Consider the following 14027-nt stretch of genomic DNA (forward strand, 5'->3'; position numbering starts at 1 on the left):
GGCATGACGGCGAGGTCGTTCCTCCCCATCTGTCATCGGAACCTGAGAGGTTCATCGTGACCCGAAGCGTGAAAACGCAGGTCACAGACTTGCACCTTGGGTGGGACCACTGGTCACGACGACCCGCGGCCCGCTTTTCAGATGTGCCTCGCCCGCGCGGTAACGGGGCCTGAGAGATTCAAGGGAGGGACTTGCTCCTTCGGCGCCCGGGTACCCAGAGGTACCCGGAACTCTCCCGCGCGGATTCAAGCGGCCGGTATGCAGTTGGCGGGCACATCATCGCACGCATTGCTTCGGCACGGCAGGGGGACCCTTCACAGAGGGGACACAGGCCTTTCATGGATGCGCATACCGGCCTGTAGCAGGCCTGTTGCAGTAAGCGGACCCAACCGAGAGCCACCGCGTATTACCTTCTCTTTACACTCGACGGGGACGGTACTTCCCGACCCCATGGGAGGACGATCACGGTGAACAGGACCACGGCGTATGCGACGGCCTCGGCTCTCGCGCTGACCGACGCGCTGCCCAAGCAGCCCGCCGCCCCCGCCCGGGACGCGCGCGCCTCGCGCCCGGAACCCGTGATCCGCGACCTGCGGGAGCGCTCGGGCCACAGCCCGCACGGCCTCACCTTCGGCGCCCGCGACCTCGTGGTGGTCACCGGCCTGCCCGGCAGCGGCAAGTCCACGCTGATGCGCCGGGCGGTGCGCGCCACCGGCATCGACTCCCAGAACACCCGCGACCACTGGGACGCCCGTACGCCCTCCTTTCTCCCCTACGCCGTCTACCGCCCCCTCGTCCGCCTCGCCCACTACGCCGGACTGCGCCGCGCCCTGCGCTCCGGAGCCGGAGTCGTCGTGCACGACTGCGGTACGCAGGCCTGGGTGCGTGGCTGGCTGGCCCGTGAGGCCCGCCGCCGGGGCGGCATCCTGCATCTGCTCCTCCTCGACGTCACCCCGGACGAGGCCCTGGAGGGCCAGCGCGAACGCGGCCGGGGCGTCTCGCGGTACGCGTTCCTGCGCCACCGTCAGGCCGCCTCGCGGCTGCTGCGCTCGGTGGAGAAGGGGAATCTGCCGGAGGGCTGCGGCTCGGCGGTGCTGATCGACCGGGACGCGGCGGACACCCTGCGCAGGATCGACTTCGCGGACTGACAGCCGTACTCGCCGGGGCCGGTTAGGGTTTTGCCCATTAAGGGACTCCCACCAAGGGACTCACGACAGCGGTTCACAGCAGGCGGTAGGCAGATGGACATCCCGGCGGACTTCCCTCCGGACTTTTCCGGGGGCTTCCCCGCACCGGCACACCCGCATTCGCACGGCGGCTGGCCGGGCAACGAGCTGGAGGAGGTGCTCTCGGCCTCCCTCGGCGTCCCCGGCGCGGGCGCCCGCATCGTCGAGGTCCTCGGCCGCAGCTTCGTCTGGGTCCCGCTCCCGTCCGGCGGTGGCCCCTACACCGGCCCCCTCGACCTGCCCACGATGGACATCCAGGGCCAGGCGTACGTGCCGGTCTTCAGCTCGGAGGAGCAGTTCCGGCAGGTCGTCGGCGCCCATGTGTCGTACACCGTGGCCCCCGCCGTCGAGTTCGCCAGGGGCCTGCAGCCCCAGGTCGGCATCGCCGTGAACCCGGACGGCGTGGTCGGAGTCCCGCTGCCCCCGCAGGCCGTGGCCCAGCTCTGCCGCTCCGGCCGCACCGTCCTCGACGGCACCGGCGGCGGACGCGTCCGCCTCTACGAGCCCGACTGGCAGGAGGACCCGGTCGACTTCCTCGCCGCCGCGGCGACGGAGTTCGCGGGCACGGGCGTGGTCCGGACGGCCCGCCGCTGCCTGGCGGCGATCGAAACGGCAGCCCCCGTCATGTTCGTCGGCGTCGAGCTCTCCCCGTGGGACCCGCTGGCCCGCACCATCCCGATGGACGCGGTAGGCAGGGCGCTGGGCCGATCGCCCTCTCCCTGGCCGGTGAACCTGGTCTTCCTGGACGCGGCCCAGGACCCGGTGACCGACTGGCTGAGGGACAGGGTCCGCCCCTTCTATCAGCATGGATACTGACGAACGCGCCCCAGGGGCAACCCCCGGGGACGCGGGGAACCGCGCGACAAGCCACGAATCACCCGCACTCCGCCGACAACACCAGGCCCCGAGCTCTCAACGGCCTGACCAGCGGAGCGCATAAGCTAGAACGCACAACTCGGTCAGGGTTACGAAGGGGCGGTAATGGTGAGCGCGTCGGGCACGGCCGCGGCCGGTCAGGTCGAGCACATGCTGCGCCAAGTGACGCCCGGGCGTTACGACGCCTACGAGGCGCTTCTGCGCGCCCTCGCGACCCCCTCCTCCGGCCAGATCTGGATGCTGCTCTGGCACGGCCAGGCCGGTTCCCCCGACGCGCAGTACGGAAACATGCAGGTCGACGGGTACGGCTACGCGCCCTGTGTGACCTCCGCCCAGGAGCTGTCGGTCAGCGGCTGGAACAGGTCGTACGAGGTGGTCGACGGCCTCGACGTGGCCCGCACCCTCTACCCGGACCAGTACGGCCTCTGGCTCAACCCGCACTCCCCGGGCGGCGGCGTCGGTGTCCCCTGGCTCGACCTGCGCCGGATCGCGGCGGGCCTGGAGCGCCAGCCCGCCGGTCCTCTGCGACTGGCCGAACCCGGCATCGAGATCCCGCAGTTCTACGCCCTCCTCTCGCAGAACGCCCACCGCACCCCGGCGGTCCGCTCCCTGCGCCGCGCCTGGGTCCAGCCGGCGCTCGGCGCGCCGTATCTGGCCATCGGGCTGGATGTGTACGACACCTCACCGCCCGCCGTGGACTCGGTGCGCGCGATGATGCAGCAGTCGATCGGGGCGGTCCCCGACGGGCTGCCGGTGTCGACGGTCGCGATGTCGGACGAGCAGGACCCGGTCGTGATGTGGCTGCGCGTGAACGCCCGGCCGTTCTACGACCGGGAGGCCCACGCGATCGCCGCCCCGCCCCAGACCCCGCAGGCTCCGGCCGGCGGATACGGATATCCGCCCGCGCGGGGTCGTTACTGAGCGGATCTTCACACGTTCGGCCGAATTTACGCGCCACTGTCTTCGCGCGTAGAACACGGCGGAGTGTCGCGATAGTATTCGCATGTCCCTTCTGTCCCAACTGCCCCGCGTCCGAGGGCCGTTACCCGCTGTTCGGATAACGGAATCCACAGGACAGCATCACGGTTGCGCATACTTTCGCCGACAGACCTTTCACGTGATCGCCGAATCACTGAAGACTCGCCTGTCAGACGATGGGGTCATCGATCCGGCCAGTCGGCGAAGCATGGCTAAGTCGACTAATCAGCACGGATCGTCAGCAGGAACGAAAAGCCGGATCGCCGGGCCGCATCATCTGCGTCCCGTGTCCGGCGAGCAAGTGAATCAAGCCGCAGACAGCGGCAGGCGTAGGCCGGTCACCACCGGCGAGAGGGGTCGGGTCCTGTGACCGCACCGATCGAGACCACCGCAGCGGCAGCCGAGGCACAGCCGGAGGCTGTGCTCGCGGGTGCCGGTAAGGGGCAGATCGAGGGCCGTTCCCTGGGGCAGATCGCCTGGTCCCGGTTCAAGAGGGACAAGGTGGCGGTCGCCGGCGGCGTCATCGTCATCCTGCTGGTCCTGTTCGCGCTCCTCTCCCGGCCCATCCAGGCACTTTTCGGCCTCGACCCGAACGCCTTCAACCAGGACCTGATCGACCCCAACACCTCCCTCCCCAAGGGTGACTTCGGCGGCATGAGCTGGGACCACCCGCTCGGTGTCGAACCGAAGTTCGGGCGTGACATCGCCACCCGCATCCTGGAGGGCTCCTGGGTCTCGCTGGTCGTCGCGTTCGGCGCCACGATCCTGTCCAACGTGATCGGCACGGTCCTCGGAGTGGTCGCCGGCTACTACGGCGGGCGGGTCGACACGATCATCAGCCGGCTGATGGACACCTTCCTCGCCTTCCCGCTCCTGCTGTTCGCCATCGCCATCTCCGCCACGCTGCAGGGCGGCGCGTTCGGCCTGGAAGGGCTCCCGCTGCACATCAGCGTGCTGATCTTCGTCATCGGCTTCTTCAACTGGCCCTACCTGGGACGCATCGTGCGCGGCCAGACCCTGGCCCTGCGTGAGCGCGAGTTCGTGGACGCCTCCCGGGGAATGGGCGCCAAGGGGCCGTACATCCTCTTCCGGGAGCTGCTGCCGAACCTCGTCGGTCCGATCATCGTCTACTCGACGCTGCTCATCCCGACCAACATCCTCTTCGAGGCCTCGCTGAGCTTCCTCGGCGTCGGTATCCAGCCCCCGCAGGCTTCCTGGGGCGGCATGCTCAACCAGGCGGTCACCTACTACCAGGTCGACCCGCAGTTCATGATCGTGCCCGGCCTCGCCATCTTCGTGACCGTCCTTGCGTTCAATCTGCTCGGCGACGGTCTCCGGGACGCACTCGACCCGCGCAGCCGCTGATGCGGCCGTGTCGGGAGTTCAGCAAGTTTCCACTAATGGAGGAGAAGCAGACCATCATGCGAAGGTCAGCGCTGGCCGCGGTTGCGGCGATCGGATCTGCGAGCCTGCTGCTCGCGGGCTGCAGTAAAGCCGATGACGGTAAGACGGACGACGGCACCAAGGCAGCTGGGGCCAACGCAGCGACCACGAGCGTCGTCAACGCGTCCGACCAGAAGGGGGGCACGGTCACCTACGAGCTGTCCGACGTCCCGGACTCCTTCGACCCCGGCAACACGTACTACGGGTACGTGTACAACTTCAGCCGGCTGTACGCCCGCCCGCTGATGACCTTCAAGCCCGCCCCGGGCGAGAAGGGCAACGAGCTCGTCCCGGACCTCGCCGAGAGCGCGGGCGTGCCGAGCGACGGCGGCAAGACCTGGACGTACAAGATCCGTTCGGGTCTGACGTACCAGGACGGCACCGCGATCACCTCGAAGGACGTCAAGTACGCCGTCGAGCGCTCCAACTTCGCGCGTGACGTGCTCTCCCTCGGCCCGAACTACTTCCAGCAGTTCCTCGAGGGCGGCGACAAGTACAAGGGTCCGTACAAGGACAAGAGCGCCGGGGGCCTGGCGTCCATCGAGACGCCGGACGACACCACGGTCGTCTTCAAGCTCAACCGCGCCTTCCAGGAGTTCGACTACCTCGTCGCGACGCCGCAGACGGCTCCGGTGCCCCAGTCCAAGGACAAGGGCATCGACTACGTCAAGAACATCGTGTCCTCGGGCTCGTACCAGTTCCAGAGCTACGACGAGGGCAAGCAGGCCGTCCTCGTCCGTAACCCGAAGTGGGACGCGAAGACCGACCCGCTGCGCAAGCAGTACCCGGACAAGATCGTGGTCAACCTGAAGGTCAACCCGGAGACCATCGACCAGGACGTCCAGGCCGGCAACGCGATCGACCTCGGTGGTACCGGTGTCCAGGCCGCGACCCAGGCCGATGTCATCAGCAACGCCGACAAGAAGGCCAGCACCGACAACTCCTACGGTGGCCGTCTCGTCTACCTGGCGATCAACACCAAGCTGAAGCCGTTCGACAACGTCGACTGCCGCAAGGCCGTGCAGTACGCGATCGACAAGGTCTCGGTGCAGACCGCCGAGGGCGGTCCGATCCGCGGTGACATCGCCACGACCGTCCTTCCGCCCGACATCCCGGGCTACCAGAAGTCGGACGTCTACGCCACCAAGGACAACAAGGGTGACGTGGCCAAGGCCAAGGACGCTCTCAAGGCCTGTGGCCAGACCACGATCAACACCAGCATCACCGCGCGCAGCGACCGTCCGGCCGAGATCGACGCGGCCACCGCGATCATCAACTCGCTGAAGAAGGCCGGTATCAACGCCAGCCTGAAGCAGTTCCCGTCGGGCAAGTACTTCACCGACTACGCGGGTGTCCCGAAGTGGGACGCGGACAACAACGTCGGTCTGATGATGATGCAGTGGGGTGCCGACTGGCCGGCCGGCTTCGGCTTCCTCCAGCAGATCCTGAACGGATCCGCCATCGGGGCCTCGGGCAACACCAACCTCTCGCAGTTCGACGACAAGAGCGTCAACGACCTGCTGGACAAGGCGATCGGCACCGAGGACAAGGCCACGCGTGAGGGCATGTACGCCGAGATCGACAAGAAGACGATGGACGCGGCCGCGCTTGTCCCGCTGACCTACTTCAAGGTCCTGCTGTACCGCCCGGCCAACTTCACCAACCTGGTGTCGACGGCGGCCTTCAGCGGTCAGTACGACTACCTCAACATCGGCACCACGAAGAAGTAGCAGCCCCGGAAGGCAGGTGAAGGCATTGGTGCCCGCGGGCTTCGCAGCCCGCGGGCACCAGGCCGATCCCCGTGATCTCGTACATCCTCCGTCGGACGTTCGCGGCAGTGATCCTGCTGCTGGTCGTCACCGCGGTGACCTTCGCCATCTTCTTCCTGCTGCCACGGCTCGCCGGCCAGACCGCCGACCAGCTGGCCCAGCAGTACATCGGGAAGAGCCCGTCGGCGGCGGACATCGCTGCGGTCAAGAGCAACCTCGGTCTGGACGACCCCCTCTATCTCCAGTACTGGCACTTCATCAAGGGGATCGTGTCCGGTGCCACCTATGACCTGGGGCCCACCACGACGCATTGCAACGCGCCGTGCTTCGGCTACTCCTTCAAGACCCACGTCGAGGTCTGGCCGCAGCTCACCTCCCGCCTTCCGGTGACGATCTCGCTCGCCGCGGGCGCGGCCGTGATGTGGCTGGTGTCCGGTGTGGCGATCGGTGTGATCTCCGCGCTGAAGCCGGGTTCGGTCTTCGACCGGTCCTTCATGGGAGTCGCCCTCGCCGGTGTCTCGCTGCCCATGTTCTTCACGGGCAACCTGGCACTGCTGCTCTTCACCTACCAGTGGCCGATCTTCGGCCGCACCTATGTGCCGTTCACCGAGAACCCGGCGCAGTGGGCCAACACGCTGTTCCCGGCGTGGTGTTCGCTCGCCCTTCTCTACTCCGCCATCTACGCGCGGCTCACCCGCTCCGGGATGCTGGAGACGATGAACGAGGACTTCATCCGCACGGCCCGTGCCAAGGGTCTGCGGGAGCGCAAGGTCGTCGTCCGGCACGGTCTGCGGGCCGCGCTGACGCCGATCATCACCGTGTTCGGCATGGACCTGGGCCTGCTGCTCGGCGGCGCCCTGATCACCGAGACGGTGTTCTCGCTGCACGGTGTCGGCGAGTACGCGGTGCAGGGCATCAAGGACAACGACCTGCCGCCGATCCTCGGAGTCACCCTGCTCGCGGCCCTCTTCGTCGTTGTCGCAAATCTTCTGGTGGACCTGCTCTACGCGGCCGCCGACCCGCGGGTGAGGCTCTCGTGACCGAACTGACTCCTTTGTCCGCGAACGGCACCGCGGTGGGCGAGCCCTCGCCCTCGAACGCGCCCAGTGCCTTCCTCGAGGTCCGCGACCTCAAGGTCCACTTCCCGACCGACGACGGCCTGGTCAAGTCCGTCGACGGGCTCAGCTTCCAGCTGGAGAAGGGCAAGACCCTCTCCATCGTGGGCGAGTCCGGCTCCGGCAAGTCCGTCACCTCGCTGGCCATCATGGGCCTGCACCGGCTCGGCGCACGCGGCAAGAACGTGCGGATGAGCGGGGAGATCTGGCTCGACGGCAAGGAACTCGTCGGTGCCGACCCCGACGAGGTGCGCAAGCTGCGGGGCCGCGAGATGGCGATGATCTTCCAGGATCCGCTGTCCGCGATGCACCCGTACTACACGATCGGCAACCAGATCGTGGAGGCGTACCGCGTCCACCACGACGTCAGCAAGAAGGTCGCCCGCACCCGCGCGATCGAGATGCTCGACCGGGTCGGCATCCCCGAGCCCGCCAAGCGTGTCGACGGCTACCCGCACGAGTTCTCCGGCGGTATGCGCCAGCGCGCGATGATCGCGATGGCGCTGGTCAACAACCCCGAGCTGCTCATCGCGGACGAGCCGACGACCGCCCTCGACGTGACCGTCCAGGCGCAGATCCTCGACCTGATCCGCGATCTCCAGAAGGAGTTCGGCTCCGCGGTCGTCCTCATCACGCACGACCTCGGTGTGGTCGCCGAGATCGCCGACGAGGTGCTGGTGATGTACGGCGGCCGGTGCGTGGAGCGCGGTCCGGTCGACGAGATCTTCGAGCAGCCGCAGCACCCGTACACCTGGGGTCTGCTCGGTTCCATGCCCCGCATCGACCGGGAGACCTCCGACCGGCTCATCCCCGTCAAGGGGCAGCCGCCGAGCCTCATCAACGTCCCCTCGGGCTGCGCCTTCCACCCGCGCTGCCCGTACGCGGACATCCCCAAGGGCGACGTCACCCGTACCGTGCGCCCGGAGCTCCAGCAGGTCGCCGGCGGGCACTTCTCCGCCTGCCACCTCTCGCCGGAGGACCGTACGCGGATCTGGACCGAAGAGATTGCGCCGAAGCTGTGAGCGAGACGAAGAAACCTGAGGCGTCGACCGCTGCGGCGGCTTCCGACGAGCGCGAGGTCCTGCTCAAGGTCGAGGGCCTGGTCAAGCACTTCCCCATCAAGAAGGGGATCCTGCAGCGTCAGGTCGGCGCGGTCAAAGCCGTCGACGGCATCGACTTCGAGGTGCGCAAGGGCGAGACCCTCGGCGTGGTCGGCGAGTCGGGCTGCGGCAAGTCGACCATGGGCCGGGTCATCACCCGCCTCCAGGAACCGACCGCCGGCTCGATCCACTTCGAGGGCCAGGACATCACCCGGCTGAGCGCCGCCGGGATGCGTCCGCTGCGGCGGGACATCCAGATGATCTTCCAGGACCCCTATGGCTCCCTGAACCCGCGTCACACCATCGGCTCGATCGTCTCGGCGCCCTTCCGGCTCCAGGGCGTCGAGCCCGAGGGCGGGGTGAAGAAGGAGGTCCAGGGCCTTCTGGAGCTGGTGGGCCTGAGCCCCGAGCACTTCAACCGCTACCCGCACGAGTTCTCCGGCGGCCAGCGCCAGCGCATCGGTATCGCCCGCGCGCTCGCCCTGAAGCCGAAGCTGGTCGTGGCGGACGAGCCGGTGTCCGCGCTGGACGTGTCGATCCAGGCGCAGGTCGTGAACCTGATGGACGACCTCCAGAAGGAACTCGGCCTGACCTACGTGATCATCGCGCACGACCTCTCCGTCGTACGCCATGTCTCGGACCGGATCGCGGTGATGTACCTCGGCAAGATCGTCGAACTCTCGGACCGGTCCTCCCTGTACGAGGCGCCGATGCACCCGTACACCAAGGCCCTGATGTCGGCGGTGCCGGTTCCGGACCCCAAGCGCCGGGGCACCAAGAGCGAGCGCATCCTGCTCAAGGGCGATGTCCCGTCGCCCATCGCGCCGCCGAGCGGCTGCCGTTTCCACACCCGGTGCTGGAAGGCGACGGAGATCTGCAGGACGACCGAGCCGCCGCTCCTGGAGCTGAAGCCCGGCCAGCAGGTCGCCTGCCACCACCCGGAGAACGCCGAGGACCAGGCCCCGCAGGACACGGTGCTGCTGTCGGCGGCGAGGGAGGCGGTGGAGCTGGTGACTCCGGCCGGCCCGCGGACGAAGACGGACGACGCCCCCACCGCACCGCCGGAGGCGGAAGCGGAAGACGACCGTCAGGAGTCAACTGACAAGTAAGGCATGACGAGTTGGCAAAGTCATGCACATGCTCGAACGGGAGAGCGCAGAGTCGTCCGTGTCCGTCTTGTCCGACCGGCACACGCTCGAAAGGGACGACTCATGGCACTCTCCCGTTCGGCACGTTTAGGGGCCGTCGCCACCGCGGCGGCCTCCTTCCTCGTCATCGCCGCTTCCTCCGCTCCGGCCCCCGGCGCCGACGGCATCGGTGACTCCTACTTCCCGCAGCTGGGCAACGGCGGCTTCGACGCCCGCCACTACGCCCTCGACCTCGCGTACAACCCCGACACCGACCGCCTCGACGGCCGAACGACCATCACCGCCCGCGCCACCCAGAACCTCTCGTCCTTCGATCTCGACCTCCAGGAGCTGGAGGTCACACGGGTCGAAGTGAACGGCAGACGCGCCCAGTTCACGCGCGACGGCGACGAGATCCGCATCACGCCCCGCGGCCACCTGTCCAAAGGACGGGACTTCAGGGTCGCCGTCACCTACGGCGGGGTGCCCGAGCCGCTGGGCGGGCCCATCGTCTTCGGCTCCAGCTACGGGTGGATGAAGACAGGCGACGGCGTCTTCGTCGCCTGCGAACCCAACGCCGCCTCCACCTGGTTCCCGTCCAGCGACCACCCTTCCGACAAGGCCGCCTTCGACATCCGGATCAAGGCGCCGAAGGGGCTGACCGCCGTCTCCAACGGCCGGCTGGTCTCGACGTACGACAAGGGCGGCTCGACGTACACGCACTGGCGCGAGAAGAAGCAGATGGCGACCTACCTCGCCACGGCGACCATCGGGAAGTTCGACGTGAAGACGGGTGTCACACCCGGTGGGACGCCGATCTACGTCGCCATCGACCCGGTGCTCGCGAACAGCAACAACGTCGACGTGTACGCGGTGACCGCCGAGGCCACCGACTACTGGTCGAAGGTCTTCGGGCCCTATCCGTTCGAGGAGACCGGCGCGATAGTCGACGACATGCCGGCTGCCGGGTTCTCGCTGGAGACGCAGACGAAGCCGGTCTACTCGGCCGTGCGCAACGAGACGACCATCGTGCACGAGCTGGCCCACCAGTGGTTCGGCGACTCCGTGTCGACCGAGCGCTGGAAGGACATCTGGCTCAACGAGGGCTTCGCGACCTACTCCCAGTGGCTGTGGGCCGAGTACAAGGGCACCCGCTCGGCGCACGACTCCTTCCTCGCCGGGTACAACGCCCGCCCCGACACCAGCGCCTTCTGGCAGATCGTCGTCGGCGATCCGCAGCGCGACACCATGTTCGCCTCGGCGGTCTACCAGCGCGGCGCGATGACCCTCCAGGTGCTCCGCGAACGCATCGGCGACGCCGCCTTCTTCAAGCTCCTGCCCACCTGGACCAGGCTCCACCGGTACGGCAACGCGAACACGGACGACTTCGTCCGGCTCGCGGAGAAGATCAGCGGGAAGCAGCTCGACGACCTTTTCCAGACCTGGCTCTTCACCACCGGTAAGCCTGCCATCTAAGAGGTCTCGCGCGTCTGGCCTTGCTTTGTAAGGTGCACAACCATTTTCGGGTAAGAATACGGGGGTGATTCAGCAGCTCTTCAGCCCTTCCGTCCAGCACACCCTGGACCTCGTCGGCATCTTCGTCTTCGCGATCTCCGGCGCCCTGCTGGCCGTCCGGAAGAACTTCGACGTCTTCGGGATCGCCGTACTCGCCGAGGTCACCGCGCTGGGCGGCGGGCTGCTGCGCGATCTGGTCATCGGGGCGGTGCCCCCGGCGGCGTTCACGGATCTCGGGTACTTCCTGACGCCGCTGCTCGCCGCCCTGCTCGTCTTCTTCCTCCACCCGGAGGTGGAGCGCATCCAGGCGGGGGTGAACGTCTTCGACGCGGCGGGGCTCGGACTGTTCTGTGTCACCGGCACGGTGAAGGCGTACGACTACGGTCTCGGTCTCACCGCCTCCGCCGCCCTCGGTCTCGCGACGGCCGTGGGCGGCGGAGTGCTGCGTGACGTACTCGCCAACGAGGTTCCCTCGCTGCTGCGTTGGGACCGTGACCTGTACGCGGTCCCGGCGATCGTCGGCTCCGCGCTGGTCGTCCTCTGCATCCGCTACGACGTGCTCAACCCGTTCACCAGCGGGTTCGCGGTCGTCACGGCTTTCGTTCTGCGGCTGCTCGCGATGCGGTTCCACTGGCGAGCGCCGCGCGCGTGGCACCGGCGGTCGACGGCTCGTGAGGACGAGTCCGTGCGGTAGGGGAGCCGGCCGCCTTGTCACCGCCCGCGTCGAACTGCTGGGTCAGCCAGCGGAACACCGTGGTGATCTGGGGCCGCCACAGCGCCATGTTGTGGCCGCCGTCGCTGCGCGGCAGGTACACCACGTCCACCGCCGTCGGCGCCTTCGCCACCTTCTGCAGGGCGAGACCGGCCTCGTAGCCGTCGCCGGACTCGCCCGACACGTAGAGCGCGACGGCGGGAGCGACGCGGTCGTGCTTGAGGATCAGATACGGGTTGTTCGCGGCCCTCAGCTGCGGCGTCCGGGCGGCCAGTGAGAGGGGTTCCCCGGCCGGGTCGTTGTAGCCGGACATGGACACCGCGGCCCGGTAGCGGTCCGGGTGTGCGACGGCGAGCTTCGTCGCGCAGTGCGCTCCGGCCGAATATCCGGCGACGGCCCAGCCGCCCGGCCCGCCCTCGGCGCGGAAGTTGTCCGTGACCATCTTCGGTACGTCGACACTGAGCCAGGTGTCCGCGTTGACCCGGCCGGCGATGTTGGCGCAGCCCGTGTCCGCGTCGGCGATGAGGGTCGTGCGCGGCGACACCAGGATGAAGGGCGTGATCTGGCCGCTCTTCATCAGCGGCAGCAGTTGCTGGGGCGCGTGCAGCGAGCCGAACCAGGACTTCGCCGAGCCCGGGTAGCCCGGCAGCAGCTCGACGACCGGGAACCGGCGGTGCCGGTAGGCGGCCTGGTGGTACTGCGGTGGCAGCCAGACGTAGACCTCGGCGTCGACGCCCGAGACCTGGCCCTTGAGGTCGGTGACGTCGACGCCGCCCGCCGCGTGCATGCCAGGACCGTCGGCCTCGCGGAACGTCTGCTTCACCTTCGGCAGTCTGCGCAGCGAGATGCCGCCGGTGCCGTCGGGGCCGAGGTCGGCGGCGGCCTGGACATGGTCGCCCGTGCCGAGGAGGTCGCCCCAGTTGTCGTACAGGTTGTTGGAGTTGTTCACCAGCAGGAACACCAGGGTGACCGCCGTGGCCTGGGCGAACAGCACCATCAGCAGCCGGGCGGCGCCACGCACGAGCGCGGGCCCGCGTACCCGGGACCAGAGGGCGAGGGGCAGCAGTACGGCGACGGCGACGAGCGCGATCGTCGTGAGGAGGAACGGCGTACCGGTGAGGCTCATGTCTGGGAGGAGGACGATCCGGCGCCGGAGGTCACGGCGGCGGACGAACCCTTACCCAAGACATTCCGGGCACTTACCAAGGAGCGAATTCCACCCGTCCGAAAAAAGCTACCGCTTAGTATTCCCCTGCTGTACCGTTCACGTATGCCAGAAGCAGCCTCCGCCCAGACCGCGCGAGCCACCATCGGCGACAGCGAGTTCGACCGCGACACCGCCGTCACCCGGCGCGCGACCGGTGTCTACGACACCGAGCTCTCCGCCGGCTGGACCATCATCAACGCCGTCAACGGCGGCTATCTGCTGGCGGTGCTGGGCCGCGCCCTCGCGGACGCCCTCCCGCACGGCGACCCGTTCAGTGTCTCCGCGCACTACCTCACCGCGTCCCGTCCGGGCCCGGCGGTCGTCCGCACGGACGTGGTCCGCACCGGACGCTCACTGTCGACCGGCACGGCCTCTCTCTTCCAGTACGACGACGAGGGCCAGGAGGTCGAGCGGATCCGTGTCCTCGCCTCCTACGGCGACCTGGACACCCTTCCCGACGACGTCCGCACGACCGCCGAGCCGCCCGCGCTGCCGCCCATGGACCAGTGCTTCGGCCCGCAGGACGCGCCCGCCCCCGTCCCCGGCAGCTCCGCCATCGCCGACCGGCTGATGCTCAAGCTCGACCCGGCCACCCTCGGCTGGGCGCTCGGCGCGCCCTCGGGCAAGGGGGAGATGCGGTCCTGGTTCGGGCTCGCCGACGGCCGTGACGCCGACCCGCTCGCGCTGCTCCTCGCGGTCGACGCGCTGCCGCCGACCGCGTTCGAGATCGGCCTGTCCGGCTGGGTCCCGACGGTCGAGCTGACCGTGCATGTGCGCTGTCGGCCCGCCCCGGGGCCGTTGCGGGTCTCGATCACGACCCGCAACCTGGCCGGCGGCTTCCTGGAGGAGGACGCCGAGGTCTGGGACAGCGCGGACCGACTCGTCGCCCAGTCACGGCAGTTGGCGAGCGTACGGCTCGGATGAGGGCCGCGCGACGGCTTCCGTCACGGACCTGTATC

General features: G+C 68.4%; 12 protein-coding genes and 2 riboswitches. Of the genes, 11 read left to right on the forward strand and 1 reads right to left on the reverse strand.

What is annotated here, in order from left to right:
- Nucleotides 1–19 precede the first annotated feature (19 nt).
- Nucleotides 20–147: riboswitch (glycine riboswitch) on the reverse strand.
- Nucleotides 148–248: riboswitch (glycine riboswitch) on the reverse strand.
- A gap of 213 nt (nucleotides 249–461) precedes the next feature.
- From OHN74_RS30825 to OHN74_RS30870, 10 genes are all read left to right on the forward strand, one after another.
- Nucleotides 462–1148 carry an AAA family ATPase gene (locus tag OHN74_RS30825; RefSeq protein WP_327700341.1) on the forward strand — a complete coding sequence of 229 codons (687 nt, stop codon included), beginning with the start codon at nucleotides 462–464 and terminating at the stop codon, nucleotides 1146–1148.
- Nucleotides 1149–1241: 93 nt separating this feature from the next.
- Complete coding sequence (locus OHN74_RS30830) at nucleotides 1242–2042, forward strand: enhanced serine sensitivity protein SseB (RefSeq protein ID WP_327697838.1); 801 nt, start codon at nucleotides 1242–1244, stop codon at nucleotides 2040–2042.
- 168 nt (nucleotides 2043–2210) lie between these two features.
- On the forward strand, nucleotides 2211–3023 hold the full coding sequence (locus tag OHN74_RS30835; RefSeq protein WP_327700342.1) for an enhanced serine sensitivity protein SseB C-terminal domain-containing protein: 813 nt from the start codon (nucleotides 2211–2213) through the stop codon (nucleotides 3021–3023).
- A 423-nt stretch (nucleotides 3024–3446) separates the two neighbouring features.
- Complete coding sequence (locus OHN74_RS30840; protein WP_327697839.1) at nucleotides 3447–4445, forward strand: ABC transporter permease; 999 nt, start codon at nucleotides 3447–3449, stop codon at nucleotides 4443–4445.
- Between the two features lie 56 nt (nucleotides 4446–4501).
- Nucleotides 4502–6253, forward strand: coding sequence for an ABC transporter substrate-binding protein (locus tag OHN74_RS30845; RefSeq protein ID WP_327697840.1), 1752 nt, complete (start codon nucleotides 4502–4504; stop codon nucleotides 6251–6253).
- A 71-nt stretch (nucleotides 6254–6324) separates the two neighbouring features.
- Nucleotides 6325–7332 (forward strand): ABC transporter permease, encoded by a 1008-nt coding sequence (locus OHN74_RS30850; protein WP_327697841.1) that lies wholly within the window; start codon nucleotides 6325–6327, stop codon nucleotides 7330–7332.
- 5 nt (nucleotides 7333–7337) lie between these two features.
- Nucleotides 7338–8429 carry an ABC transporter ATP-binding protein gene (locus OHN74_RS30855; RefSeq protein ID WP_327700343.1) on the forward strand — a complete coding sequence of 364 codons (1092 nt, stop codon included), beginning with the start codon at nucleotides 7338–7340 and terminating at the stop codon, nucleotides 8427–8429.
- Nucleotides 8426–9616 carry an ABC transporter ATP-binding protein gene (locus OHN74_RS30860; protein ID WP_327697842.1) on the forward strand — a complete coding sequence of 397 codons (1191 nt, stop codon included), beginning with the start codon at nucleotides 8426–8428 and terminating at the stop codon, nucleotides 9614–9616. Before OHN74_RS30855 ends, OHN74_RS30860 begins: the two co-directional genes overlap by 4 nt.
- Before the next feature lie 102 nt (nucleotides 9617–9718).
- A complete protein-coding gene (locus tag OHN74_RS30865) occupies nucleotides 9719–11110 on the forward strand; it encodes a M1 family metallopeptidase (RefSeq protein WP_327697843.1) in 1392 nt (463 codons plus the stop codon).
- 64 nt (nucleotides 11111–11174) lie between these two features.
- Nucleotides 11175–11843, forward strand: a complete 669-nt coding sequence (locus tag OHN74_RS30870) for a trimeric intracellular cation channel family protein (RefSeq protein ID WP_327697844.1) — start codon at nucleotides 11175–11177, stop codon at nucleotides 11841–11843.
- Here OHN74_RS30870 and OHN74_RS30875 read toward each other — a convergent pair.
- Complete coding sequence (locus OHN74_RS30875) at nucleotides 11740–12987, reverse strand: alpha/beta hydrolase (protein WP_327697845.1); 1248 nt, start codon at nucleotides 12985–12987, stop codon at nucleotides 11740–11742. The two genes, OHN74_RS30870 and OHN74_RS30875, sit on opposite strands and share 104 nt — an antisense overlap.
- A 144-nt stretch (nucleotides 12988–13131) precedes the next feature.
- Between OHN74_RS30875 and OHN74_RS30880 the strand changes: the two genes are divergently transcribed.
- Nucleotides 13132–13992, forward strand: coding sequence for a thioesterase family protein (locus tag OHN74_RS30880; RefSeq protein WP_327697846.1), 861 nt, complete (start codon nucleotides 13132–13134; stop codon nucleotides 13990–13992).
- Nucleotides 13993–14027: the final 35 nt, after the last annotated feature.

The organism is Streptomyces sp. NBC_00459 (assembly GCF_036013955.1).
Taxonomy (GTDB): Bacteria; Actinomycetota; Actinomycetes; order Streptomycetales; family Streptomycetaceae; genus Streptomyces.